The organism is Brevibacterium sp. CBA3109, assembly GCF_040256645.1.
Classification (GTDB): domain Bacteria; phylum Actinomycetota; class Actinomycetes; order Actinomycetales; family Brevibacteriaceae; genus Brevibacterium; species Brevibacterium koreense.
In genome coordinates, this window is sequence record NZ_CP158281.1 from 3,564,496 (window position 1) to 3,589,971 (window position 25,476).

The 25,476-nt window shown below is 64.9% G+C and carries 18 protein-coding genes, 1 tRNA gene and 1 pseudogene; 6 read left to right on the forward strand and 14 right to left on the reverse strand.

Annotated elements, in window-relative coordinates; genetic code table 11:
• Positions 1-333: 333 nt before the first annotated feature.
• Both AAFP32_RS16205 and AAFP32_RS16210 read right to left on the reverse strand, forming a co-directional pair.
• Complete coding sequence (locus AAFP32_RS16205; RefSeq protein ID WP_350270008.1) at positions 334-1,755, reverse strand: FAD-binding oxidoreductase; 1,422 nt, start codon at positions 1,753-1,755, stop codon at positions 334-336.
• Positions 1,756-1,837: 82 nt separating this feature from the next.
• A complete protein-coding gene (locus AAFP32_RS16210) occupies positions 1,838-3,181 on the reverse strand; it encodes an MFS transporter (RefSeq protein ID WP_350270009.1) in 1,344 nt (447 codons plus the stop codon).
• Between the two features lie 217 nt (positions 3,182-3,398).
• Between AAFP32_RS16210 and AAFP32_RS16215 the strand changes: the two genes are divergently transcribed.
• Positions 3,399-3,602, forward strand: a complete 204-nt coding sequence (locus AAFP32_RS16215; protein ID WP_350270010.1) for a hypothetical protein — start codon at positions 3,399-3,401, stop codon at positions 3,600-3,602.
• Here the strand turns inward: AAFP32_RS16215 and AAFP32_RS16220 are convergent.
• Positions 3,587-5,110 carry a SulP family inorganic anion transporter gene (locus tag AAFP32_RS16220; protein ID WP_233429341.1) on the reverse strand — a complete coding sequence of 508 codons (1,524 nt, stop codon included), beginning with the start codon at positions 5,108-5,110 and terminating at the stop codon, positions 3,587-3,589. The two genes, AAFP32_RS16215 and AAFP32_RS16220, sit on opposite strands and share 16 nt — an antisense overlap.
• Positions 5,111-5,258: 148 nt before the next feature.
• On the opposite strand from AAFP32_RS16220, the gene AAFP32_RS16225 reads away from it, so the two are divergent.
• Complete coding sequence (locus tag AAFP32_RS16225) at positions 5,259-5,627, forward strand: MerR family DNA-binding transcriptional regulator (protein ID WP_101618884.1); 369 nt, start codon at positions 5,259-5,261, stop codon at positions 5,625-5,627.
• A gap of 97 nt (positions 5,628-5,724) precedes the next feature.
• On the opposite strand, the gene AAFP32_RS16230 is transcribed toward AAFP32_RS16225, so the two are convergent.
• Positions 5,725-6,894 (reverse strand): helix-turn-helix domain-containing protein, encoded by a 1,170-nt coding sequence (locus AAFP32_RS16230; RefSeq protein WP_350270011.1) that lies wholly within the window; start codon positions 6,892-6,894, stop codon positions 5,725-5,727.
• A 171-nt stretch (positions 6,895-7,065) separates the two neighbouring features.
• Between AAFP32_RS16230 and AAFP32_RS16235 the strand changes: the two genes are divergently transcribed.
• The 3 genes from AAFP32_RS16235 (at position 7,066) to AAFP32_RS16245 (ending at position 11,544) form a co-directional block, all read left to right on the forward strand.
• Positions 7,066-8,397, forward strand: coding sequence for an MFS transporter (locus AAFP32_RS16235; RefSeq protein WP_350270012.1), 1,332 nt, complete (start codon positions 7,066-7,068; stop codon positions 8,395-8,397).
• A 132-nt stretch (positions 8,398-8,529) separates the two neighbouring features.
• Positions 8,530-10,185 carry a thiamine pyrophosphate-dependent enzyme gene (locus AAFP32_RS16240; protein ID WP_350270013.1) on the forward strand — a complete coding sequence of 552 codons (1,656 nt, stop codon included), beginning with the start codon at positions 8,530-8,532 and terminating at the stop codon, positions 10,183-10,185.
• Positions 10,186-10,251: 66 nt separating this feature from the next.
• Complete coding sequence (locus tag AAFP32_RS16245) at positions 10,252-11,544, forward strand: M20 family metallo-hydrolase (RefSeq protein WP_350270014.1); 1,293 nt, start codon at positions 10,252-10,254, stop codon at positions 11,542-11,544.
• A gap of 15 nt (positions 11,545-11,559) precedes the next feature.
• Here AAFP32_RS16245 and AAFP32_RS16250 read toward each other — a convergent pair whose 3' ends face one another.
• The 6 genes from AAFP32_RS16250 to AAFP32_RS16275 form a co-directional block, all read right to left on the reverse strand.
• A complete protein-coding gene (locus tag AAFP32_RS16250; protein WP_101618888.1) occupies positions 11,560-12,102 on the reverse strand; it encodes a hypothetical protein in 543 nt (180 codons plus the stop codon).
• 353 nt (positions 12,103-12,455) lie between these two features.
• Complete coding sequence (gene selB / locus AAFP32_RS16255; protein ID WP_350270015.1) at positions 12,456-14,270, reverse strand: selenocysteine-specific translation elongation factor; 1,815 nt, start codon at positions 14,268-14,270, stop codon at positions 12,456-12,458.
• Position 14,271: 1 nt separating this feature from the next.
• Positions 14,272-15,756: an L-seryl-tRNA(Sec) selenium transferase gene (selA, locus tag AAFP32_RS16260; RefSeq protein WP_350270016.1), complete on the reverse strand. Its 1,485-nt coding sequence runs from the start codon at positions 15,754-15,756 to the stop codon at positions 14,272-14,274.
• Positions 15,757-15,839: 83 nt separating this feature from the next.
• Positions 15,840-15,934: transfer RNA gene (locus tag AAFP32_RS16265), tRNA-Sec, on the reverse strand.
• Positions 15,935-16,033: 99 nt separating this feature from the next.
• Entirely contained in the window at positions 16,034-16,642 is a 609-nt protein-coding gene (locus tag AAFP32_RS16270; protein WP_101598064.1) for a GNAT family N-acetyltransferase, read from the reverse strand.
• Between the two features lie 91 nt (positions 16,643-16,733).
• Positions 16,734-17,768: a DUF2157 domain-containing protein gene (locus AAFP32_RS16275; protein ID WP_101618891.1), complete on the reverse strand. Its 1,035-nt coding sequence runs from the start codon at positions 17,766-17,768 to the stop codon at positions 16,734-16,736.
• Positions 17,769-17,883: 115 nt separating this feature from the next.
• Between AAFP32_RS16275 and selD the strand changes: the two genes are divergently transcribed.
• Complete coding sequence (gene selD, locus AAFP32_RS16280; protein WP_101598061.1) at positions 17,884-18,870, forward strand: selenide, water dikinase SelD; 987 nt, start codon at positions 17,884-17,886, stop codon at positions 18,868-18,870.
• Between the two features lie 33 nt (positions 18,871-18,903).
• On the opposite strand, the gene AAFP32_RS16285 is transcribed toward selD, so the two are convergent.
• The 4 genes and pseudogenes from AAFP32_RS16285 to fdnG form a co-directional block, all read right to left on the reverse strand.
• On the reverse strand, positions 18,904-19,146 hold the full coding sequence (locus tag AAFP32_RS16285; RefSeq protein WP_101598060.1) for a hypothetical protein: 243 nt from the start codon (positions 19,144-19,146) through the stop codon (positions 18,904-18,906).
• 224 nt (positions 19,147-19,370) lie between these two features.
• Complete coding sequence (nrfD, locus tag AAFP32_RS16290) at positions 19,371-20,630, reverse strand: NrfD/PsrC family molybdoenzyme membrane anchor subunit (RefSeq protein WP_350270017.1); 1,260 nt, start codon at positions 20,628-20,630, stop codon at positions 19,371-19,373.
• Positions 20,627-21,769, reverse strand: a complete 1,143-nt coding sequence (locus AAFP32_RS16295; RefSeq protein WP_350270019.1) for a 4Fe-4S dicluster domain-containing protein — start codon at positions 21,767-21,769, stop codon at positions 20,627-20,629. The genes nrfD and AAFP32_RS16295 overlap by 4 nt, the downstream gene beginning before the upstream one ends.
• 407 nt (positions 21,770-22,176) lie before the next feature.
• Positions 22,177-25,344: pseudogene (gene fdnG, locus AAFP32_RS16300) on the reverse strand (formate dehydrogenase-N subunit alpha); the annotation flags it as partial.
• Between the last annotated feature and the right edge of the window lie 132 nt (positions 25,345-25,476).

Consider the following 25,476-nt stretch of genomic DNA (forward strand, 5'->3'; position numbering starts at 1 on the left):
CGTTGTTGCTCTTCTCTCAATTATACATTCATTTCACCTCGTTGCACCCTTAGTTTCGAATCTTGTTCGCTCATTCTTTCATTAGCGTATCAATTGATGCCCCGAAATTCTGGCGATATTCGCAACACCCCAGGTCAGAGAGTAGAACGACAACCGACCCCCGATAGCCAGACCTCCCCGCGGGCGTAGCCGGACCTCCACGAAGGCTGAGCACACGAAAATGAGCCGGGACATTGTGTGATCACAATGTCCCGGCTCAAAACCGAACGCTGACCGCCTCAGATCTCAGCAGCCGCCTCAAACTGCGGCTCAGAAAAACCCAGCCCCAACCCCTCAGATCGCGCTGAGCATCTTCCCCGGGTTGAGGAGTCCCTGCGGGTCAAGCGCATTCTTCACAGCGATCTGGATTCGTCTCGAGCCCTCGTCGAGCTCGTTGTTCAGCCAATCGCGCTTGAGGTAGCCGACGCCATGTTCACCGGTGATCGTGCCGCCGAGCTCCAGGCCGATGCGCATGATCTCGCCGAAGATCTCCTGCGCCTGCGCGGTCTGCTCCGCATCGTTGGCGTCGAAGAACACCGAGGGGTGGGTATTGCCGTCGCCGGCATGGGCCACCAAGGCGATCATCAGACCCGAGGACTCCTGCAGCTCCTTCAACCGATCGCAGAACTCGGGCATCGCCATACGCGGCAGACACACATCGTCGAGCAGCTGCCCTCCCCCATGACTGTTGGCGAACTTCTCGTAGGCGGGCTGGATCATCCGTCGAGCGGCGATGAGCGCAGCCGAATCGCTCGGATCATCCGAATACGCGACGTCGAGTGCACCACAGGCCTCGGCCACCTCGGCGAACTGGGCCATGACCTCTTGCGAATCCGCAGGATTCTGGTCGACCTGCATGATGAGCATCGAACCCGCATCACCGTCGAGCCCGAAGTCACCGAATTCGTTGAGCATCTTCAGGCTGGAGGAATCGAGGAATTCCATGAGGCTCGGCACGCCGCCGGCACCCATGAAGTCCGCAACCGTCTGCAGGCCGGAGCGCTCGTCGGGGAAGGTCGCGACCGCGGTGAATGGGTCGGGCAGCTTCGGAATCAGGCGCAGGGTCGCCTCGACGACGATGCCCAACGTGCCTTCGGAGCCGACGAACAGGTGGCGCATGTCGAGTCCGGCCACGCCCTTCGCTGTTTGCGGGCCCAGCTTCGTCAGCGTGCCATCGGCCAGAACAACGGTGAGGCTGCGAACATAATCCCTGGTCACGCCATACTTAACGCAGCACAGGCCGCCCGCATTGGTGGCGATGTTCCCACCGATCGATGACAGCGCGACCGACCCCGGATCGGGCGGGTAGGACAGTCCGAAGGGTGCGAGATGATCCTTGAGGTCCTGGTTGATGATTCCGGGCTGGACGGTGACGAGTCGTTCGGCCTCGTTGACGGACACGACGTCCTTCATCCGCGAGACGTTGAGCAGGATCGCCCCAGGTGAGCCGTTCGCTCCACCCGAGATCCCCGAGCGGGCACCCTGCGGGACGACGGGCACTCCATACTCACTGGCGAAGCGCATGACTTCCTGAACATCGGCCGCCGAGGTGGCCCTGACCAGAGCGATCGCCCCTTCGTGGGGGCAGAACAGCGCCTCGTCACGGGCGTGGGCCTCGATGACGTCGGGATCCGTCGTCAGCGCCCCTTCACCCAACCGCGCCGCCAGCGCTTCGAGTTCGGCCGGTCCCACACTGGTCTGGTTCTGTACTGTCATGACATCCTTCCGAACGGAACTGCCGGGGTGGTCACGACCGCCTCGGCGACTGTCTGCTTGTGACGATCGAGCCCATTCGGCCCTACTTCGTCATCTCCGGATTCACCTTATCCGGCGCGGGAGCGGACTTGAGGATGAGGGTGACGATTCCGGCGGCGACCATGGCGGCGCCGACGACCCACATGCCTGCGTTCTGGGTTCCGGTGAGCTCGGCGAGTCCGCCGGTGATGTAGGGAGCGAAGAATCCGGCGGAGTTGCCCAGCGAATTGATCAGCGCGAGACCTGCGGCGGCTCCGGCACCGGCGAGGAAGGTCTGCGGCAGGGGCCAGAAGGTCGGAAGTGCGGCGCAGATGGCCATGCAGGTGATGGTCACCGCGATCATCGTGGTGAACGGCGAGCTCAGATACAGGGCGATCGGGATCGTGACGCCGCCGATGAAGAGCGGAATCGCGACGTGCCAGACGCGCTCATTGGTCCTGTCCCCATGCCGGGACCAGAAGTACATGGCGAAGGCACCGAATACATAGGGAATGGCCGTGATGAAGCCGATCTCGACGATCGAGTATTCGACGCCGAAGGTCTCCTGGAAGCCGGAGATGATGGTCGGAAGGAAGAAGCTCATCGCGTAGAGGCCGTAGACCATGCCGAAGTAGACGAAGGACAGCGCCCACACACGTGGCTGGAGCAGGGAGCGGCGGACCGGGTAGTGGAAGGTCGCGGACTTGCCCTTCTCCTCGGCGTCCATCTTCGACTGCAGCCAGTTCCTCTCCTCAGGCGAGAGCCATTTGGCATCGCGGGGGTGATCGGTGAGGTAGAAGATGCACATGATGCCGAGCAGGACCGCGGGCACGCCCTCGACGATGAACATGAAGCGCCAGCCGGCGAAGTTCTCGAAGATCGTATTGCCGCTCGAGATCAGCCACGAGGACAGCGGGGAGCCGATGACGCTGGACATCGGGATCGCGAGCATGAACAGCGCGGTGGCCCGTGCGCGCATGGAGGAGGGGAACCAGTAGGTGAGGTAGAGGATGACGCCCGGGAAGAACCCCGCCTCGGCGACGCCGAGGAGGAACCGCAGGAAGTAGAGCCATCCGTGGCTGGGCACGAACGCCATCGCCGCTGCCACGAGGCCCCAGCTGATGAGAATTCGTGCGAGCCAGATCCGAGCGCCGAACTTGTGCAGCGCGAGGTTCGAGGGCACCTCGAGGAGGAGGTAGCCGAAGAAGAAGATGCCGGCCGCGAACCCGAACTGGGTGGCGGTCATCGCGAGGTCTTCGTTCATGCCACCCGGGCCCGCGATGCCGAGGTTGGTGCGGTCGAGGTAGTTGATGAAGTACATCGCGATGATGAACGGAATCAACCGCACTGTGACCTTTCTCAGGGTCCGTTTCTCCATCGCGGAGTCACTCGGCGGTTGTTGGCTCACAGGTGGGTTCACCTCGGATGACATGTGATCTCCCTCGATCAGGCTGAAGCCGCCGATGACGGCTCTAGGCACACTACGTCGAACACACTACATCAGCACTTGTTCAGGTTCCTAGAGATCGGCCGGATTCTACCGAATACCGGGACACAGGCACTGATGACGGTATTGACGCAGGCGCTGCCCATCGCCGAGGTGGGGCGGGGGCGAGCGAGCAGTCATGATGTCCGCAGAGCGCGAGCAGTTCGCCGAACTCATGACCTCACATCAGGATGTGCTGTGGATCAGCAATGAGGGCGCAGGCGTCCTCCCCGAGATCGGCGGCCAGGTTTCCGGCGAACCCGATGGACGATTCGTTCTCGCGGTGGACGGTGAGGCAATCGCACTGACCGGGCCGCACGGTCAGAGCTACGAAGTGCTCTGACCGCCGAGGCGGACGCGCATTCTGCGGCTGGCGTTGTTGAGTCCCACAATCTCTACGTGCTTTCCGTAGTGCTCGTACTTGTCGGTCACGGAGTCCAGGGCTGCGATCGTGGAGGCGTCCCAGAGGTGGGATCGGTGCATGTCGATGATGACGTGCTCCGGGTCTTCGGCGTAGTTGAACATCGTGTACAGGTCATTGGAGGAGGCGAAGAACAGTTCACCGTCAACGGTGTAACGGGCATTCTCACGCCCGTCGGCCTCAACGATCTTCCGGTCGACGCTGACGAAGTGGGCCACGCGGTTGGCGAAGGCGATCATCGCGACAAGCACGCCGAGAATGACTCCGATGGCCAGGTTGTTCGTCCACACGGTCGCGATCACCGTGACCAGCATGACCGTGGTCTCCGACTTCGGCATCCTCGCCAGAGTACTGGGGCGGATGGAGCGCCAGTCGAATGTCGCCCAGGACACGAAGATCATGATCGCCACAAGCGCGGCCATGGGGATCAGCGCAACGATGTCGCCGAGTACGACGACGAGGATGAGCAGGAAGACGCCGGCGCAGAACGTCGAGATCCGGGTCCGAGCCCCCGAGGCACGCACGTTGATCATGGTCTGACCGATCATGGCGCAGCCGCCCATGCCGCCGAAGAACCCGGTGACGATGTTGGCCACGCCCTGCGCCCAGGACTCGCGGGTCTTGTTCGAGTGGGTATCGGTGACATCGTCGACGAGTTTGGCCGTCATCAGGGATTCGAGCAGCCCGACGAGGGCCATCGCCAGCGCATAGGGGGCGATGACCTTCAGCGTCTCCAGTGTCAGCGGCACCTGCGGAATGAGCAGTGTCGGCAGGGACTCGGGCAGCTGACCCTTGTCCCCGACATTCGGCACATCCCAGGCGAAGGTCACGACGAGGAGAGTCAAGACGACGATGGCGACCAGAGGTGCTGGCACGATGGACGTGAAACGCGGGAGGAAGAAGACGATGATGAGACCGAGCAGGCACAGCGGGTAGACCAGCCACGGGACGTTGATCAGTTCGGGCACCTGGGCCATGAAGATGAGAATGGCCAGTGCGTTGACGAAGCCGACCATGACCTGGCGCGGAATGAACCGCATGAGACGGGCGACTCCGACCAGTGCCAGAATCACCTGGAAGATGCCTGCCAGGATGACGGTGGCGATGAAATAGTCGGTGCCATGCGAGGCCACCAAGGGTGCGATGACGAGTGCAACCGCACCGGTCGCCGCGGAGATCATTGCTGGGCGTCCACCGAGGAACGCCACAGTCACGGCCATCGTGAATGACGCGAAGAGCCCGACCCTCGGATCCACGCCGGCGATGACGGAGAAGGCAATCGCCTCTGGGATGAGCGCCAACCCGACGACCAGCCCGCCCAGGATCTCGGTCTTGAGCCAGCGGGGCCGTTTCAGAGTCAGAAGCACACTCTGACGTTCTTCCGGTGTCGGAGAGCGCCGTGCACTGTCTGGAGGCAGGGTGGTTGACACAGGGGTCTCCTAGGAGCAGGAAGTGGGGTGGCGCCGTGAACCTTCACGGCGTGTCAGAGTTCGTGATCAACATTAACGTTGCGTTAGGGTTGGTGCAAACCAGCCCACCAACCGGTCGGCAGCTGCGAGCAACGAAAGGGTGCCTGGCATGCACATCGGCGAGATGACGGAGAAGTCGGGCCTGTCCTCACGGACTCTGCGTCACTATGAAGACATCGGGCTCATTCCCGCCACGGGCAGGACCGAGGGCGGTTTCCGCGTCTACACCGACGAGGACTTCCGCCGCCTGATGACGATCCGCCGCATGAAGGCGCTCAGCTATTCCACCGCCGAGATGGGTGAACTGCTGGCCCACCTGGACATCCTGGAAAGCGACTCCCCCGCGGAGGAACGCGGCGAAGCCCGCCGCAAACTCCTGGCACTGCTCGACGACGCCGATTCCAGACGCGAGAAACTCGCCCGCCAGGTCGAGCGCGCCGATGAGTTCCTCGGCATCCTCCGCGACCGCCTCGGCTAGCTGCCGCCTCGCCTAGATGCTCTGACCCTCGCCTAGATGCACCGACCACGCGGTCACCCCCACCACTTCCCAACTCACGTCCCGACCACCCCTCAACTCACGCCCACCCGACAACGAGCCGGGCCGCCTCGGCGGGGATCATCGGGTCCACCCCGGTCAGGTCGGCGAACCGGCGCAGACGGTTGGCCACGGTGTTGCGGTGGCAGAACAGCTCGGCGGCACTCGTCCCGATGCTGCCCGAGCGAAGATAGGTGCGCACGGCCTCAACGAGGCGCTCACGCTCGCCCGCTCCGCAGACGGCCAGCGCCCGCTCGACGTCGGTGACGATGGAGTTCCCCGCCGCGTTCAGCGCCTGAGCGGCCAGTCTGGCCCAGCCGCGCTCCCAGGTCATCGCGCCCACCTCGGCGGTCGTGAGCACCTGCGCCAGATCCCGAGCGGTCAGCGCTGACCTGCGCAGGGATCCGATTCCCGCGGCATTGACCAGACCCACCCGCGCCTCGGCGAGACGACGTTCGATCGTTGCCAATCGTGGGCCGGAGAGCTCGGAGGATCGGGTGAAGGCAATGAGGACATCGCCGAGGTGGTGCGTGAACATGGTCCCGCCCGCGCGCTCGTGGTCGGAGATGAGAACCCGCAGCGCCGAGGTGTCCTCACCGTGCGCGGCCACGACCAGCAGCGGACCTTCCGGATCGAGGCCCAGCGCCGAGGCGATCGTGGACAGGCGTTCGACCGTCGGGTTGAGATCGTCGAACAGCCCCGCGATGAGCCCCTGCCGAACCGAAGACTCCTCTTCCCGCATCCGCTGCTGCTCCGCCGTGTAGGCCTGCTGAACCTGGGAGACGTATTCGTCGACGGTGGAGAGCACAATCCCGGTGTGCCGGATGACGAGTTCCGCATCGTCCTGCGTAGCGACCCTGGTCAGGGCCTCCCACAACACATTGAAGTCGTGTCTGATCGCCGTCATCAATGCCTCGAGTGGGATTCCTGCGCGAGCGCGGGAGACTCCGACCTCGGTCGACACCGCGACCGGTCCGTCGAAACCACCGGCGCGCAGACCCTCGACGAGGGACTGGAACGAAATGAGGCCTGTGCGCTGCAGCTCCGAGAGCGGGATCGGAGCGGGATCGTAGCCAGGCACTCTGACGACCCGGGACAGGAACCGGTCGGTGAGCTGGTCAAGATCGAGGGCGTCAAGAAGTTCTATCCAGCGCTGATGGTCACCCGGCAGCGGCTGATCCTTGAGCTGTCTCTCGTGCGTTGGCGGCATCGTCCTAGACTATGTGCAGAAAGCTGTGCAGATGCACAATCGGCAATGGAGATCCCGGGGCAAATGATGCTCGAAATCGTGCGATCTCACTCTGTAGTGTTTTACGTTGCAGGTTGAATGCCCTACCGACAATGCCCTACTGACCCAGTCCTGCACTCGATGGAGAGAAACATGAGCCACACCGACCCCACAGCTGCGGCGGAATACTCCGCAACTCATGAACTCAGCGTCAAAGACGCCAACAAGGTCGCGCTCGGAGCCCTCCTGGGCACCGCGCTCGAATGGTACGACTTCTTCCTCTTCAGTGCCGCAGCGGCACTGGTCTTCAACGTTCAGTACTTCACCAGCGAAAGCGCCACCGCCGCCGCGATGGCGTCCTTCGCCACCTTCGGCGTCGGCCTCGCAGCACGCCCGATCGGCGGACTCATCTTCGGCCGCATCGGCGACAAGGTCGGTCGACGCCAGGTCCTGATGGTCACGATCATCGGCATCGGCGTCGTCACCGGCCTCATCGGCGCACTGCCGACCTATGCGGCGATCGGCTTCGCAGCCCCCGCCCTGCTCGTGCTCCTGCGCATCCTGCAGGGTCTGTTCGTCGGCGGCGAATGGTCGGGTGCGATGACCCTCGTCGTCGAGAACGCTCCACTGCACCTGCGCGCCCGCTACGCCGCGATCCCGCAGATCGGCTCGCCCATCGGCACGATCCTGTCCTCGGGCGGCTTCTTCATCATGACCTTGGTCCTGTCGCAGGACAGCTTCGCCGCCTGGGGCTGGCGCATCCCGTTCCTCGCCGCCATCCCGCTCCTCCTCGTCGCCGTCTACATCCGCAGCCGTCTCGAAGAATCTCCGGTCTTCCGTCAGCTCGAAGAATCCGGCGAGGTCGAGAAGAGTCCGATCCGCACCACCTTCCGCGACAGCTGGAAGCAGATCATCGTCGGCATGGCAGCAGCTCTCCTCGGCGTCGGCGGCTTCTACCTCGTCACCGCCTTCTGCGTCTGGTACGGCGTCAACATCCTCGGCTACGACGATTCACTCCTCCTGCTGGGCAGCATGATCGCGGCCTTCGTAGAGATCTTCGTCCTCATCTGGGGCGGAGCCCTGGGAACCAAATACGGGGCCAGCAAGGTCATCCTCTGGGGCGGAGTCGCCTCGGCGGTGGTCTCTGTTCCTGCCTTCCTCATGTTCACGTCCGGGAACCCGGTCCTCGTTGTGCTGGCCATGACCCTGGCGGTCGGCACACTGTCCCTGCCCTATGCCGCCTCGGGCACCGTGATGACCGGCCTGTTCCCGGCCAGCACTCGCTACACCGGTGTCGGCATGTCGCAGAACGCCGCAGGCATGCTCTCCGGCTTCATTCCGCTGCTGGCGACCGGTTTCGTCGCCGCCGCCGGAGACCACTGGTGGCCGGCCGCCGCGATGTTGGCCTTCCTGTCCCTGTTCACGGCCTTCGCCGGAGCGATCGCACCGCGTCTGAGCGTCGACCTGCCCGGCTTCAAGCACTGAGCGAAGCCCGCTGAATGGGCCGAGCCGGTTCAACCTGAAACCGCCGAGGTGGTCCGCCCCGAACACGGCGGACCACCCACGTTCCAGTCTGCCCTCACACACCATCGCTCCATCATCGGAAGGACCCACCGCATGTCCCGCTCGGCCGGTCACCTCATCGTCAGCACCCTCGAGAACGCCGGAATCGAGAGGGTCTACGCCGTTCCCGGCGAGAGCTATCTCGACGTCCTCGACGGCCTCTACGACTCTCCCATCGAGACCGTGGTCTGCCGTCAGGAGGGCGGGGCCGGCTTCATGGCTCTGTCCGAATCGCGGCTGACCGGCCGACCCGGAATCGCCATGGTCACCCGGGGACCAGGCGCGGCGAATGCGATGATCTCGGTCCACACCGCGTACCAGGACGCCACTGCTCTCGTCCTCTTCGTCGGGCTCGTGCCCATCGCCGATCGCGCCCGAGAATCGTTCCAGGAATTCAGCCTCCCCGAATGGTTCTCCTCGACCGCGAAGAAGGTCATCGTCGTCGACGACGAGCACCGCGCCGGAGACCTGACCGCCGAGGCTCTGCGGATCGCAGCATCTGGTCGTCCCGGTCCCGTCGTCGTCGGCCTACCCGAGGACGTCCTCGTCCGTCTGACCGACTCACCAGCACCGACACCCGCTCCAATCGCCGAGCCACAGCCCTCGGTCGTGGACCTCGAGTCGCTGACGGCACGGATCTCAGCGGCGAAGAAGCCGGCGTTCGTTCTCGGCGGAGACGGATGGCACGAAGGGCATGGGGCAGCACTTGCCCAACTGGCCGCCTCGGCGGGGATTCCGGTCTTCTGCGACTGGCGCGCCTACGATGCACTGCCCCATTCGAGCCCCGCGTGGGCCGGATGGTTGGGCTACGGCCGGGCCGATGCGATCGCCGCCGGATTCGCCGAGGCGGACCTCCTGGTCTACGTCGGCGCCACCCGATCCGATGTGGCCAGTGACGGATATACGCGCGGCTTCGACGCGCAGACCATCGTCGTCGGCCTCGACCCTGAGGCCACCCAGCACGCCGGTCGCATCGACGCGCAGATACTGGCCTCACCGCGCAGTTTCGTCACCGCGCTGAACATGTCCACTGGCTCGCACCTCCGCGGTGACCGCGACGACACCTGGATGATCTCTCGCGCGAAGGTGCAGTCCCAGGTAGCCACGCACAGACCCGACGCCGAGGTGGCCGGAGCGATTCCCCGCACCGGCGTCGATCTCGGGGTGGCGTTCGGGATCCTCGACGACCGCCTCGGCGGGGAAGCAATCCTCACATACGGGGCCGGCAATGCGACGATCTGGAGTCACCGATTCATCCGGCACCTTCAGCCTGCGAGCCTCGTTGGAGCCCGCAACGGCGCGATGGGGCTCGCAGTTCCCGGTGCGGTCGCGGCGTCACTGGCGTACCCTGACCGGCGCACGGTCGCGATCTGCGGCGACGGCGACTTCCTCATGAACGGACAGGAGTTGGCCACGGCCTTCGCTCACGGCGCGAAACCGCTGGTCATCGTCGTCGACAACGGCGTGTACGGCACGATCGTTTCGCACCAGGTCAACCACTATCCGGGCCGGCCCTCCGGTACCCGCATGGTCAACCCCGACTTCGCGGTATGGATGTCCTCCTTCGCCGGACACGGTGAACGCGTCGAAAAGACCGAGGACTTCGAGGCAGCACTCGACAGAGCCTTGGCAGCCGACGGTCCGGCACTCATCCACGTCCTCATCGACTCCGAGCTCATGCCCCCGGCCGCCGACGAAATCGCGGTCTGAGACACGAACCAGGCCTGACCCTGCCGCACCCTGACCAGCCCTCAGCATCTCCGAAAAGGACGCACCATGACACAGACCCCTGCTTCGCAGACTCCAGCATCCTCGCCAGCGACAACGCAGTCCGACCGCGACGACGAGTTCCTCGCCGACTGGTCCGTGCATTCGCGCTTCGGAGCCGTCGAAGGCACGAACGGCGTCGACAGGCAGGCGGCGAGCACCGCCGACGGCCAGCAGCGCGCATGGTTTGCCGAACTGCTGGAGAGCCATGGGTTCAGCGTCCACCGGGATGCTATCGGCAACCAGTACGGGCTGCTCGAACTCGTTCCCGGCGCCCCCTATGTGCTGACCGGATCCCACATGGATTCGCAGCCCACGGCCGGACGCTTCGACGGCGCCTACGGAGTCGTGTCCTCGGCCCACGCCTGCTTCGCGGTGGCCGATGAACTGCGCGCCGACCCGTCGAAAGCGAAATACAACCTCGCCGTCATCAACTGGTTCAACGAAGAGGGTTCCCGGTTCAAGCCCTCGATGATGGGCAGCAACGTCTTCACCGGCAAGGCCGAGCTCGAGGCGGCACTGGCCACGACCGACCCCCAGGGCGTCACCGTCGCCGAGGCGCTCGACGCCATCGGCGAGCGCGGTGACTTCACGGCGCCCGAGATCGCCGCCTATGCGGAGATCCACGTCCAACAGGGACGCAGCATGGAGGAAGACAGGGTGACGATCGGCCTCGTCAACGCCACGTGGGCGGCCCACAAGTTCGAGTTCCGGGTCACCGGGGAACAGGCTCACAGCGGTTCGACGCTGATGAGCGACAGGCGCGACGCCCTCCTCGGTGCGGCTCGTCTGGTCGTCGCCGCCCGTGAGCTCGTCGACGAATTCGAGTCCGGGGCGCTGCACACCGCGTGCGGCGAACTCAACGTCTACCCGAATTCCCCCGTCGTCGTCGCCAGCGAGGTTGGCCTGCTCCTCGACCTGCGCTCACCCAGCGCCGAGGTGATCGCCGCAGCCCACCAGTCCCTCATGTCCACGGTCGCCCAGGTCTCCGAGGCGGTCGGGGTCGAGATCGAGATCGTCGCCGAGCACAGCTGGGATCAGAACCCGTACTCCGAGGAAGGAGTCGAGCTGGCACGGTCAGCAGCAGATGACCTCGGCCTGACCTCGGCGCGGGTGATGACCGTGGCCGGCCACGACTCGACGAACATGAAAGACACCGTGCCCACGGTGATGCTCTTCATTCCCAGCGTCGGCGGGGTCTCCCACAGTCTGCAGGAATTCACGAAGGATGAGGACCTCGTCTCCGGCCTGCACCACCTCACCGAGGTTGTGCGACGCTTGACTGCCGGGGCACTGGGCTGAAGCCGGTTCGGCGCTTCAGTCGATGGCTGTGACGTCCTGGTTGTCGTCGACGAGCTGGGCTGCCAGCGGTTCCCATTTCGCGTATGCATCGGGGAAAGCCGAGGACTGCACGTCCTGCGCGGCGTCACCCGGGTCAATGTTCTCCCAGTTGTCGATCTGAGTGAGGCCCGGGTTGGGGATGTCGGGATTGACTCCATAGAACGACTTCGAGGCAAAGACAGGATCGGCCACCTGTGTGGCCGATCCCCAGCTCATCGAGGGACGCTGCTGGAACGCTCCGCCGGAGTCCCGATCCCCGCCGTCGAGATTCTGCAGGCTCGATTCCTGCAGTGCGGTCATCACGGCGATCTTCTGTGCCTTCTTCGACAGTTCAGCGCCCTTACCGACGCCGATGATGGTGCGGGCATTGTCGATCTGCTCAGAGCTGAGCTCGCTCGACTGATCGACCGACCCTGAGATCGGATCGGCTGAGGCCGAGGTCGCCGCCCCCAGGGAGAGACCTCCCGCGATGACGGCAGCGGACAGTGCAGTCACCGCAAATTTGCGCACACTTTTCATCAGTTCTCACTTTCTCGTTGGATCGGGCGAACGGCCCGGACGGCGTCCTGGTTGGACTCGGCACACGTCTGTCTCATGCTTTCGGCACAGTGGTGTTCCGGGAATCGCCTCACACCACACTGTCGGACGCAGGAAGACGGTTCAATGCAGAGAGGCTCATAGGTGGCTTAGTTTCGCCGCAACGAATCGGATAGGACTCGTGAGCATCAGCTCAGAATTCGATGGGTGCTCTGCGGCACCAAGCGCCGCACGCACGTGGCCGTGACCAGGGTCTCGGTCCACCCATCGGGTCACTGCCAGGTGCGGGTCAGACTCCCTCCAGGCAGCCGATGCCGCGGGTGCCCTCCGATCTCCTACCTCACAACCTCGCGTGAGGTGTTGTCGATACGGCGGGTCCAACCGCGACCATCAAGGTATTCGAGCAGGGGAATGACCACACGACGGGTCGTGCCCAGAGCCTGTCTGGCCGCGCTCGTCGTGAACGGCTGATCCAGTCCCGCAAGCAGCCGCATCGCCTGTGCGGGTGTCCGAGGGGAGACGACCACACCATCGCCGAGGCGCAGGAGTCGTCCCGCGGACTCGGCGACAGCAAGCTCCCGCACTCCCAAGCGAAGTTCTCGCAGGTCATCGGCCTCGGGCGCGGCGAAGGGATTAGCCGCCAAGCGTCGTTCCACCTCGGCGACGCCCGCCTCAGCAGGACCCAGATCCGCGGAATGCCCGGGCGGTCGGACCATGCCCTTGACCGTTTCGAGGCCGGCTCGGGAAGCGATCGCGGCGACGAGTTCGCGATTGGTCTCGCCCGGCAACGGAGGATCGACGCGGCGCAGCTCTTCGGCCAACGCCTTCTCCGGAACACCGGCTGCCAGGGGTTCTGCCGCCAGCTTCACCTTCACAATGGTCCTCGCGGCTTCGACCCAGTGTTCGAGAGTCGGCCGGTGGATAAGCCATCCACCCGACGCATCTGCCACATCGTCGGGCAATACCTCGGGCACGCTCAAGCCGAACCGGAGCAGCCGTGCACGTTCGACGGCTCCCCGGCGGGCCACCTCGGCGAGGATGTCTCCGGTCTCCGGACGATCAGCCAGCTCACTGGCTCGCCTGGCGCCTGCACCACGGCGGCCCAGTTCGGGCGGGTCGACGTCGAGGACGACGACTCCGGCGAAGACGTTTCGGCTGCCGGGACTGCGCAGGACGATCCGGTCCGTGACCTGCAGCGGCAGGCCGCGGTCGAGGGTGAGTCGGGCGTGGTCGCCGTCGAAGGGCCGCATGTGGACTGGGACCGCGGCCGTGCCGATGTGGAGCATGAGCCCGTGGACACCCTCGTCGAGTGGCTGACCCATGGTCCGGCGCACGTCGATGACCTCCACGACCGGCCACGCATCGTCGGTGATGAGAGCGTCACCACGGTGGATGACATCGGCACCGACGTCGCGCAGGTTCACGGCCACGCGGGCACTGGGGACGACCACCCCGGCGGCGGAATTTCGGCTCTGCAGGCCGCGGACCCCTGTTGCTTCGGTCGAGGTCTCCCCGACGAGACGCAGACGATCGCCGGTGCGCAGGGTTCCGGCCGTGAGTGTGCCGGTGACGACGGTTCCGGCGCCCTTGATCGTGAAGGCGCGGTCGACCCACAGCCGCAGGCGGGCGCCCGGATCGGGGGCGGGAGTGTCGGCTGTGACGGCGTCCAAGGTCGCGACGAGTTCTTCGAGACCCTCCCCCGAAGTCGCCGACACCGTGACGACGGGTGCGTTGGCGAGCGGAGTGCCCTGCAGCTGGACTCTGGCCTCGGCTTCGGTGGCGGCGAGCGCCTCCGGTGCGATGTCCGCACGGGTGATGACGACGAGGCCGCGGGTGATCCCGAGCGCGGTGATCGCGTCCCGGTGGTCACTCGACTGCGCCTGCCACCCTTTGTCTGCGGCGACGACGAGGCACACGATCGGGGCCGGGCCGACTCCTGCGAGCATGTTCGCGAGGAATTTCTCGTGGCCGGGCACGTCGACGAAGGCGAGTTCCCGACCGGAGGGCAGCGTGGTCCAGGCGAAGCCGAGGTCGATCGTCAGGCCCCGCTTCTTCTCTTCGGCCCAACGGTCCGGTTCCATCCCGGTCAGGGCGCTGACCAGGGTGGATTTGCCGTGATCAACATGTCCTGCGGTTGCGACGACGTACATCTCAGTCCTGCTCGCCGAGGCGTTCGTTCCGCTTGCCACCGTCGCCGAGGTGGCGTTTGAGGCGATCGAGGAGCCTGCCGTTTTCGCCCGGCTCGGCATTGACGAGGTCGACCCCTTGGATGCGAGCAATTGCGTCGACGATCCGGAAGTCCTCCGACTCTGGAACGCAGCGCAGGTCGATGAGGCATCGCCCCTGGTGGACTCGGGCGACAATGGCCGTCTCCCCAGTGCGAAGATCCGCCGCATAGCTCTCCGGCAGTTCGACGGCCCAACCAGGCAGCGGCACACCAGGAGCTCCCCCGCCGCCGACTCGTCCGTCGTGGGCGACAACGGTTCCAGAGGCAAGCTCTGCCAGGAACTCAGTGCGTTCTTTGAGTCTGTCGAGATTGATATGAAGTGCTTCGTGGACCGGATTCTGCATGTTCGCAACCGTTGCCTCGATTGCGGCCAACGTGAGTTTGTCGGTGCGCATCGCCCTGGCCAGAGGGTGCTTTGCAATCCGCGCCACGGCCTCACGGCGTCCGAGGATGAGCCCGGCCTGCGGACCGCCGAGGAGTTTGTCCCCGCTGACGATGACGACATCGGCTCCCGCGGCCAGGGCACTGGCGATATCGGGCTCATCGGGCAGGTGAGGGTCGGGTTCGAAGAGTCCGCTGCCCAGATCGGCGATGAGTGGAAGTTCGTGCTCGTCGGCGAGTTCGCGCAGTTGTGAGATCTCCACCGCGGCGGTGAATCCTTCGACCCGAAAATTGCTGGTGTGGACCTTGAGCAGGCTCGCGGTATCGGGGCCGATCGCTTCTGCATAGTCGGCCAGATGAGTGCGGTTGGTCGTTCCGACTTCCTGCAGGCGTGCTCCGGTGGTGGTCATGAGATCCGGCAACCGGAAACCAGCACCGATCTCAACAAGCTCACCACGACTGACGATGATTTCGCGAGGATCTGCCTCACCGCCAGGGTTCGCACCAGCAGTGACTGCACGTCCGTGCGCACCGCGCGAGCCATCTGCTGTAGGGCCACCACGCAGAGCGGTCACCGCGAGCAGGAGTGCGGCGGCGCCGTTGTTGACGACCAAGGCGTCTTCCGCACCCGGACAGGCTCTCAGAAGTGCCTGCGTGGCACCGGTCCCCCGTTTGCTGCGCCGACCGGTTTCCAAGTCCATTTCGACGTCGACGTAGCCGGCAGCATCGGCGACCGCCTCTCGCGCGGCCTGGGAGAGAGGCGCACGACCGAGGTTGGTGTGGACGATGATTCCGGTGGCGTTGAGCACCGGGGTCAAGGACGAAGCCGAGCGGGAACTCAGGTGTCGGACAATGGTGGCAGCCACCTCGGCGGTGGGAATCGAGCCAGCGCGAGCAGCACTCTGGGCATCTAAGATGATGGCTTTGATCGTAGCCTGACTTAACCGTTGACCTGCGTCGATGACTTCGGGAAGGCCAAGGAGGCTATCGGTGCGCGGGATGCTGCGCCGCGGATCCGTATCGGCCAAGGCTGTCTCCTCCTGACGGTCCCCGCGGGCCGGCCAGGAAGCGAACTCCGGGCTTTCGAGCGCGACGACGTCGACGATGCTGGTGGCGGAGGCGGACGGGAATCGAACCCGCCAGACCGAGATACTCGGTCGCACCGGTTTTGAAGACCGGGGAGCCCACCAGGACTCGGACGCCTCCGTCTGAGATCCTACCCTTCAGATCAGGAGTCGGACGCACCGCCGGGTGTCGAAGTCGTCGACGAGTGCGACTGCGTGCCTGCCTCGGCATTCACAGTCGTCAGTGAGGTGGCCGCCACATGGTGGTGACCACGTGGCCGGTGGCGGTTGTGATCTGATCACGGGGAATGAAGCCGACGCTTTCGTAGCGAGCATTATTGACCGAGTTGGACGACTCCAGATACGCAGGGGCTGCGAGAGCGTCGATATGGACAAGACTCTCGGCGAGCAGGCCCATGCCCAGTCCCTTACCGCGCTGGTCCTCACGCACGCCGAGCAGAGTGAGGTAGAAGCATGACTGTTGGGGATGCGCCTCGTCGAGCTGTTCGTAGACCTCCAGGATCGCCTTCGCCGCATCTGGGCCCGCGGTTTGCCTGAGCAGACCATCGAGGGCGTCCTCTTCCTGCGCTGTCAGTTCGGTTCCGCCCGGCGGAATCCACACGGCCGCGGCCTCTGCGTCAGGGGTGACGAATGTCCATGGGTAGCGAAGTGCGGAGGTGACATACAGTCGCCACATCACGGCGGCCTGCATGGCGCGTCGTCCTTCGTCTGGGAACGCCGGGCCCCACAAGGGATCGTGAAAGAACGCGCTGGTCATCGTGTCGACGATCGCCTCGGCATCGTTCAGTGAGGCAACCCGAGTGGGACCGCGCCGGCCGCTGTTGGTCATAAGCACACCTTAGCCTCGGTCCACCGATCTCTGGTGAGTTGCCGTTGCCGCGACTGTCGACAGGGCACCGGGCCACGGATCCCTCGTCCCATCAATCCGGGGTGCCGATCCTTTCGGTGGGCCGCGCCCATAGTCGGTAGCCGATGAACGAGGCGATCAGCAGGGTGACGCCGGTGATGAGCACGGCACCGATGACACCCAAAGATCCCTCCGTCCAGTCCGAGACTGCCTCCGGGACCACCAACGTGACAGCTGCGACCGCGACAGCCAGGTAGGGCCAGGCGGTTGTCTTCAGGTATGCGGCTATACCGCCGACAGCCATGATGAGTGTGAGCAGGTATCCCAGCCCAGGGTGGTATGCCTCCATCACCGGCAGCTGAGCTCCGAGCAGCGCCGTCGCGACTCCGACCGAACGAGCCAAGGTGATCGCAGGGAAAGCGCCCGCCTCGGTGACCGCCAGCCACACAACACCCACAAGGAACATGGCGAAGGCCACGACGTTTGTCCAATGATTTTCGTAGCCGCTGGAGAAGCTCAGCACTGCCGTCAGCAAGCTGGCCAGCATACCCAGCATCCCCAGCGCGGTGGGTGCCAACCGGTGCCCGATCATAGACGTCAGCAGTCCCACAACCCCGCCGACTACGGCGGGCCAATAGATTCCCTCAAGAGTCGAATCCACCCAGTGATCAACGACAAGCCCGGCTGAGCAGGCCGCGGCGAGGGCTGCTCCGGTCAGCAGCGTGCCGGCAAGGCGACGCCGCGAGTCGTTGGCCGGTTCGTGGACGTCGACCGACTCGGAGGAGACCCGCACGATCACTGCCCCGGCCAGGCCGAGGACTGCACATACGACGGCGAGCATCGTCACGCGAGTGCCAAACCCCAGCCCGTACCATTCCTGGGCGAAGAACAGTCCGCCCGCGGCGAGCACGAAGGCACCGCCGAGATAGCTGAGGACCTCGACGAGTCTGGGCATCTTCGTGCGCCGCGAAGCGGCATCTGACGCCGGTCGTGTCGGCGTGCTGAGAGCAGCAGCAACGACGCTCAGGGAGCGTTCGCGGTCCGCGGGATCAACAAGGCGTTCGGTGATCAGCGCATCGACGACGATGTGTTCGAACGATGGGTTCATGCAGTGATAGTAGCCCAGACGTGATGAGCCCTACGCTGCGCTCAACCATGTCATGTGCGCACGGTGCTCAGAATGATTCATCAGCCGGTCTGACCTCGGTGGTAGAGTCGCGGGCATGGACACCCCTCAGCCTCGCCTGACCGAATTCGCCCACGGTGGAGGTTGCGCCTGCAAGATCCCGCCGGGCGAGCTCGAGGAAGCAGTCAAGGGGCTGACCGGTCAGTCCGGCCCCGATGTCCTCGTCGGCCTCGACGACGGCGATGACGCATCCGCCGTCCGTGTTCGCGATGACCTCGCAGTGCTCTCGACGGCCGACTTCTTCACCCCAGTCGTCGACGACGCCTACGACTGGGGTCGGATCGCGGCCGCGAACGCACTGTCTGACATCTACGCCATGGGCGGGACTCCAGTCACCGCGATCAACCTCGTCGGTTGGCCACGAGAGAAGCTGCCGATGGAGCTGCTCACCGAGGTGCTGCGCGGAGGGCTCGACGTTGCCGCCCAAGCCAACTGCCCTGTCGCCGGTGGGCATTCGATCGACGATCCCGAGCCCAAGTACGGCATGGCCGTCACCGGCATCGCCCACCCCGATGAGCTCATGCGCAATGATGCCGCCGAGGTGGGCCTGCCCTTGACCCTGACGAAACCGATCGGTGTGGGGATCCTCAACAATCGACACAAGCGCACCGGTGAGTACTTCGCCGAGGCGGTCGCGACGATGACCGAGCTCAATGCCGATGCCGCGCTGGCGGCACTGGCCGCAGGCGTACGGGCAGCCACCGATGTCACCGGTTTCGGACTGCTCGGCCACCTATTCAAGATGTGCCGTGCTTCAGGCGTGGGAGCAATCATCGACGCGGCTGCGGTGCCCCGCCTCGGCGGAGTCGATGAGTCGATTGCGGACGGCTGCGTCTCCGGGGGAACCCGCCGCAACCTGGACTGGGTTCGCCCCAATCTGACGACTGATGATTCCGTGACCGAGGACGAACTGTTCCTCCTCGCCGATGCGCAGACTTCCGGCGGCCTGCTCATCGTCGGCGAGATCCCGGGCCACCCGATCATCGGGGAGATCGTCGTCGGGTCTGGTGTGCACGTGCGGTGACCCGTCACCGAGTCTGACAGACACCGAATCGGGTCATTCGCCGAATTTGGAGGGTGTGACATCCTCGTTGGCGAAGCGTCTGAATCCGCTGAGGAATATCCAGTAGAAAAACCCATTGACAGGCGCTACGAGCAGAGTCTCCCACCACGAAAACATCTCGTTGCCCCAGCCGATGAGATTCATTCCGAAATACACAAGGGGAAACAGGACAGCCACTATGGCGGCCTCTTTCAGGCTGCGCCGGTCGTTGAGCAGCTCCTTGATTGCGTCCTTCATAGGACCACCACGCTACTACTAGAGACGTTTTTCGCAACCTCTCTTGGTATTCGTGCGTCTCACACCCGGCGCGCCTCGCCGCCGGCTCCCCTCACCCGTAGTTTCTTCCACAACCCCTGCCAGGGTTGTTCATGAAGCCACCGGTGCCGAAAACAAGAGCAGACGTAGGACGCAGAAGTACCGGGAGGAGATGCGACTCCCCTTGAGGAACATTCGGTCGGACCTCAAACCCCGGTGGTGATCGAGTCGTCGACGATTCCACGGGCGCGGCGTTCTTCGAGGCGAGCGCGCTGCGGTTCGACGACGTGGCGCGGATCCTTCGTCGATTCGATGCCGGCTTCGAGAACTCCGAAGCGCGTGTACGCCGAGGCGGCCGCCAATGCCGCACCGCTGACAACCGAGACGGCGCGCAGTGCAGCTCGAGTCTTCCAGCTGCGTCTGCCCGCAGCCCCCGCGACCCGAACTGCGAGACCGGCAACACCAGTACTGCCCCCGCGACCCAGCTTCTCCGTGAACACCCGGGCCCCCACTTCGACAGCAGCAGTGCCGATCGCACCGGCGATGAGCAGCTTCTCCGCCCGGTGGAGTTTGCGGCCGGGCTCGCCGTCTTCGAGCGGGTCAACCTCGGCAGGATGCATGCCCTGCTTCATCCGATTCATCGCGAACGCCTCGCCGGCGGCACCAGCGAGCGCGAGCAGACGCGCTGGTCCGGTCTCCCGCACCGGAGCCAGAGCCATGGCCGCTCCCCCGGCAGCCACGGCCGCCGAGGACACAAAGACGTACGACAGGCCGTTTCGGCCGGCGGCGTTCCAGGTGGGGACCGCGGTGTCGCCGAGCAGCGCCCCGGTGTATGCGGCCAGCGGTGTCGCAAAGAGAGCTGATTCGAATGCCGCTGGCGTCTCCATCGCATGAAGCAGGCTGCGCAGCGGACCCAACGGCAGCCGCAGCCCGGTCAATCGATCCGCCTCGATCGCGGCCAGGACTCCTGAGCCGACTCCGAATCCAGACAGGATCCAGGTGCCCAGGCTCATAGGCGAGCTGACCTTGAATACCCGCATCATGTTGAGGAAGCGTTCGGGCCGGCCGAGGTCGGCCACCAGTGCCGCTCCCCCGACACCTGTCGCGGTGATCGCGATCAGCCTGGTGGCGATGCGCAATCCCGGACGATCGCTGAATTGGGCGCCGAGTCCAAGCAGCGAAGAGCCTCCGGCCAGTCCGCCGAGGAACAGATAGAGCGAGATCTCATCGCCCCATGGTGGAGCCTTGACGATCGGCCGGCCGTAGTAGGAGGAGAATTCGACGTCCTCGACCATCGGCATCTCGCGGTTGCCGTCGGCACCGCGATTCTTCCATCCCTGGCCGCCGCCACGGCCGGCGCCGCCGTTACCGCCCGGACCGCCGCCGGGTCGACCACCTCGGCGACGCTTCTTTCGACCGCGATCGAGCTCAGGTGGGCGGTAGGAATCGTATTCGGAAGTGCTCAACGCCTGCTCCCCAGGAACGCGAGTCCGGCGGCGGCGACCATGCCGAGCGCGGCCATACCGGCTTTGGCATACATCTGCGGCAGGTCCTTCGTGGCCACCCGCGGGTCCGGTGGCAGGCCGTAGACCTCAGGTTCGTCGAGGATGAGGAAGACGGATCCGGTTCCCCCGACCCCATCGTTCGGGTTGGCTCCGTACAGGCGGGCCTCGGTCAGGCCCTGCGAGTGAAGCTGGGCCACGCGGGCGTGGGCCTTGTCGACCATGTCATCGTGGTCGCCGAACTTGATGGACTCGGTGGGGCAGGTCTGCGCGCATGCCGGTTCCTGTCCGTCGACGAGGCGGTCATAGCACAGGGTGCATTTGTTGGCCGTGTTCTTGTCCGGCACATCCATGTCCGCGGCGCTGCGGTCACGGTCGGTGGGCGTGTTGATCGTGCCGTCGTCGCGGCGTTCGATGACGCCGAAGGGACAGCCGGCCACGCAGGTGCCGCAGCCGTTGCAGACGTCGTTTTGGACGACGACGGTGTCGAACTCCGTGCGGAACAGGGCTCCCGTGGGGCAGACGTCGAGACAGCCGGCGTGGGTGCAGTGCTTGCACACGTCCGAGGACATCAGCCAGCGGAAGTCCTCGGTGTCCGGCGGAGTCGTGTCGAGTTTGGCGATGTCCTCCGGGTCGCTCGGAGAGAGGGCGCCGGGCGCCAGCAGGTCGATGCCCATCGGCGGTGTCGACGGCAGACCGCCACCTGAAGCACCCGCCCCGTTGGAACCGGACTGTGCCGCGCCCAGCGCGCCACCGAGTGGTTGCGCGCCCGCGGATTCGTCCGTGCGGGGGCGTATGGCCGGCATGCCGAGGTTGACGAGTTTCCGCCCGGATTCGCGGGCGGCTTCGATCCGTTCGCCGTCCTGTTCGATGAAGGCGACATGGCGCCACGTGTTGGCTCCGAGGCTGCCCGTGTTGTCGTACGAGGAACCGAGAAGTTCGAAGGTCCCGTCCTGCGGGTTGTTGTTCCACTCCTTGCACGCGACCTCGCAGGCCTTACAGCCGATGCAGATCGACGTATCGGTGAAGAACCCTTTGCGCTCCTGCGCGGAACCGTGCCAGTGCCCGTCCGCAACAGCGTCGTTCTCGACAGTCGTCGACATCAGTCCTCCTCGTTTCCTCTATTGTCCACCGTATCCTCGCCGGTTGGCTCGCCTTCAGATGAAGGCGCTCCCTCGCCGAGGTTGCCCGTCTCTACGCTGTCCGCATCCGAACCGACATACCCTTGGTCCGGATCACCATCTGTCGGGTCACCGTCATCTGCCCGGTTGCCTGCGCCCTTCGCGGTTGGCTGCATGTCGATCCGACCAGTGCGATCATCGGCACTGTCCGTGAGGCTGGAATCTTCGGCCACCTCGGCGCCGGAGGGGTCCCCACCATCGCTCGACTCAGCACCATAGGTTCGACCGGGACTGACGCCCACTGCGGAGTCGCCACCACGGTGAGGGTGCCCGCCCTTGTGTGCTTCGGAGCCAGCCTCATGTGAAGCGGCCACGACATCATCGGAGACAGTGACGAGCTGGTTGCCCGATTCGGGGCCCAGCCCCGCCTCACGCTGGTACTTCTCGACGAAGTCGACGAGCTCGGGACCGCGCGGACGCCGGCCCGGCATGATCGTGCCGGCCACGTACTTGCTGTTCTGGATGAACACGTTGGGATCCATCGTCACGCCCAGCAGGTCGTTCGCGGAGTCGCCTTCGACCGTGGCGTCGCCACCCACGCCCCAGTGATAGGGCAGGCCGATCTGGTGGATGGTCTTCCCACCGATCGTCAGCGGCGTCATCCGGCGGGTCACGAGCACACGGGCCTCGATGGCCGCCCGCGGGGAGACCAAGGTCGCCCAGCCGTAGGGCTCAAGCCCCACCTCGGCGGCGAGCTCCGGTGAGATCTCGCAGAACATCTCCGGCTGCAGCTCGGACAGGTACGGCAGCCAGCGCGACATGCCGCCTGCGGTGTGGTGTTCGGTCAGTCGGTAGGTCGTGAACACGTACGGGTAGACCTCGGAGCCGGGGTTGCCGGCGCCGGGCGCGGACAGGTTATCCTCACGGCGCATGACCAGACGGGTCGGTGAACTCTGCTGATCGTAGAGTGGGTTGGCAACCGTCGATTCCTGCGGTTCGTAGTGCGTGGGCATCGGTCCGTCGATCATGCCGCTGGGGGCAAACAGCCAGCCCTTGCCGTCGGCCTGCATGATGAACGGATCGTCACCGTCGAGGTTGGCCGGACCGCCGTGGGCCTGATCCGAACGCGCCGAGGGTGCTCGGTCGATCGGGAAGTCAGGCACGTCCTTGCCCGTCCACTTGCCTGATTCCTCATCCCACCAGACGAATTTCTTCCGTTCCGACCATGGCGTGCCGTCCGGGGCCGCCGAGGCGCGGTTGTAGAGGATGCGACGGTTCGCCGGCCAAGCCCACGCCCACTCGGCGGCGGTCTCGTCCTGCTCGTCACGCGGCTTGCGCCGGGCAGCCATGTTCTGCCCGCCCGCGTAGATGCCTGCGTAGATCCAGCAGCCACCGGCGGTGGTGCCGTCATCGGTCATCTGATTGAAGTTGTCGAGCGGGACTCCGTCCTTCTCGCCTCCGACGTAGTAGCCGTTGATCTCGGCCAGCACGGATTCGGGGTCAACCTCGCCCTCCTCGTCGACCGGGTAGTCCCATGTCATGTCGAGCAGCGGTCGATCACGAGGGTCCTCGGAGTTCTTGAGCTTTTCCCGGACCCGTTTGCCGAGTTCGAAGAAGAAATCGAGCTCGCTCTGCGCATCCCCGGGCGGGTTGACGGCCTTGTGGCGCCACTGAACGAGGCGCTGCGTCTGGGTGAAGGTGCCGGCCTTCTCCGTGTGGTTGGCGGCGGGCATGAAGAACATCTCGGTCTCGATGTCCTCGGTCTTGAGCTCACCGCTTTCGATCTCCGGGCCGTCCTTCCACCAGGTGGCGGATTCGATGAGCCGGAAGTCGCGAACGACCATCCATTTGAGGTGACTCATCGCCATGCGCTGCATCCGCCCATTGGCCGATCCCACCGCCGGGTTCTGCCCCAGCAGGAAGTAGCCGTCGACGCCGTCGTTGAGCATGCGTACCTGCGTCTGATAGGTGCCGTGAGCACCGTTGATCTTCGGCAGATAGTCGTAGGCGAAGTCGTTCTCCTTCGTCGCCGCATCGCCCCACCAGGCCTTGAGCAGGCTGGTGGCGTAGCTGCGGCCGTTGGCCCAATAACCCTTGTGGGTCTCTGGGGTGCCAACCGCACCGACATAGTCTTCGAAGGTCTCGTGAACCCCGGCGCTGGGCATCGGCAGGTAGCCAGGCAGCAGATTGAACAGGGTCGGAATGTCGGTCGAGCCCTGGATTGTGGCGTGTCCGCGCAGGGCCATGATGCCACCGCCGGGACGGCCCATATTGCCCAGCAGGAGCTGGAGCATCGAGGCGGTGCGGATGAACTGCGCACCCAGGGAGTGCTGCGTCCAACCCACGGCGTAGGCGAAGCACGTGGTGCGTTCGCGACCGGAGTTCTGCGTCACGGACTCAACCAGGTATTCGAAGTCGGCGGGTTTGATGCCGCAGTTCTCGGCCACCATCTCCGGTGTGTACCGGGAGTAGTGGCGTTTGAGGATCTGGAACACCGACCTGGGGTCGCTCAGGCTCTCATCCCTGACCGCACGACCTGCTTCGTCGGTCTGGTATGCCCAGGACGAGTTGTCGTAGGAGTTAGTGTCCGGATCGAAGCCGGAGAAGAGTCCGTCGAGGTCCTCGGTGTCCTGATAGCTCTCGCTGATCAGGTTCGCAGCGTTCGTGTATGCGCGGACGTACTCGTCGAAGTGCAGGCCCTCGGAGAGGACGCGGTTGATCAGCGCCCCGAGCAGGACGATGTCGGAGCCGGCCCGGATCGGGACGTGCTTATCGGCGATCGCCGTGGTGCGCGTGAATCGAGGATCGACGTGGATGACGCGTGCACCCCGGGCCTTGGCCTCGGTCACCCATTGGAAGCCCACTGGATGGCACTCGGCCATATTAGATCCCTGGATGATGATGCAGTCCGCATTCGCCATATCCTGGACGGGTTGTGTGGCGCCGCCTCGCCCAAACGAGGTTCCCAAACTGGGAACCGTGGCGGAGTGTCAAATACGCGCCTGGTTCTCGATCTGGATCGCGCCCGCAGCCGTGTAGAGCTTCTTCGCGAGGTAGTTCTCCTCGTTGTCGATGGTCGCCCCGCCGAGGCTGGCGATCCCCATCGTGCGACGCAGCTGGTGGCCCTTGTCGTCGAAGTCCTCCCAATGCTTGCGGCGGGCTTCGATGAAGCGGTCGGCGACCATGTCGATCGCGGTATTCAGATCGAGCTTCTGCCAGTCCTTGGCTTTGGGAGCTCGGTAGAGGACCTCGGTGATGCGCCCGTTGGCGTTGACCAGCTGTTCGCTGGCGGCACCCTTGGGGCAAAGGCGTCCACGTGAGATCGGTGAGTCCGGGTCACCTTCGATCTGGATGACCTTGTCATCCTTGACGAAGACTTTTTGGCCGCAGCCGACGGCGCAGTATGGGCAGACCGACTGCACCACTTTGTCCGCCGTGGCGGTGCGTGGGGTGGTCTCCCGCGTTTTCTGGGACACCACTGATTCGCCGCGCCCCGACGCATCGGAGGAACGCAGCTGCCGGATCACCGGCCACTCGAGAGGACTGAACCTAGCCATGGCTCACATCCTAGCCCTTCTCGGTGGCCGATGGTGACCAATTCGGTCACGATCATCCGCAGTGTTTCACGAGGTGAGATGCGGTGGTCTCATTCGCCGAGGTGGTCCCCGGCGTGTGCTGTCACCAGCCAC

What these genes read in the sequence shown, in the direction of transcription:
- AAFP32_RS16205 (WP_350270008.1), bottom strand. Translation starts at nt 1,755, where the DNA reads ATGACAGTACAGAACCAGACCAGTGTGGGACCGGCCGAACTCGAAGCG.
- AAFP32_RS16215 (WP_350270010.1), top strand. Translation starts at nt 3,399, where the DNA reads ATGATGTCCGCAGAGCGCGAGCAGTTCGCCGAACTCATGACCTCACAT.
- AAFP32_RS16225 (WP_101618884.1), top strand. Translation starts at nt 5,259, where the DNA reads ATGCACATCGGCGAGATGACGGAGAAGTCGGGCCTGTCCTCACGGACT.
- AAFP32_RS16230 (WP_350270011.1), bottom strand. Translation starts at nt 6,894, where the DNA reads ATGCCGCCAACGCACGAGAGACAGCTCAAGGATCAGCCGCTGCCGGGT.
- AAFP32_RS16235 (WP_350270012.1), top strand. Translation starts at nt 7,066, where the DNA reads ATGAGCCACACCGACCCCACAGCTGCGGCGGAATACTCCGCAACTCAT.
- AAFP32_RS16240 (WP_350270013.1), top strand. Translation starts at nt 8,530, where the DNA reads ATGTCCCGCTCGGCCGGTCACCTCATCGTCAGCACCCTCGAGAACGCC.
- AAFP32_RS16245 (WP_350270014.1), top strand. Translation starts at nt 10,252, where the DNA reads ATGACACAGACCCCTGCTTCGCAGACTCCAGCATCCTCGCCAGCGACA.
- AAFP32_RS16250 (WP_101618888.1), bottom strand. Translation starts at nt 12,102, where the DNA reads ATGAAAAGTGTGCGCAAATTTGCGGTGACTGCACTGTCCGCTGCCGTC.
- selB (WP_350270015.1), bottom strand. Translation starts at nt 14,270, where the DNA reads ATGTACGTCGTCGCAACCGCAGGACATGTTGATCACGGCAAATCCACC.
- AAFP32_RS16270 (WP_101598064.1), bottom strand. Translation starts at nt 16,642, where the DNA reads ATGACCAACAGCGGCCGGCGCGGTCCCACTCGGGTTGCCTCACTGAAC.
- AAFP32_RS16275 (WP_101618891.1), bottom strand. Translation starts at nt 17,768, where the DNA reads ATGAACCCATCGTTCGAACACATCGTCGTCGATGCGCTGATCACCGAA.
- selD (WP_101598061.1), top strand. Translation starts at nt 17,884, where the DNA reads ATGGACACCCCTCAGCCTCGCCTGACCGAATTCGCCCACGGTGGAGGT.
- AAFP32_RS16285 (WP_101598060.1), bottom strand. Translation starts at nt 19,146, where the DNA reads ATGAAGGACGCAATCAAGGAGCTGCTCAACGACCGGCGCAGCCTGAAA.
- AAFP32_RS16295 (WP_350270019.1), bottom strand. Translation starts at nt 21,769, where the DNA reads ATGTCGACGACTGTCGAGAACGACGCTGTTGCGGACGGGCACTGGCAC.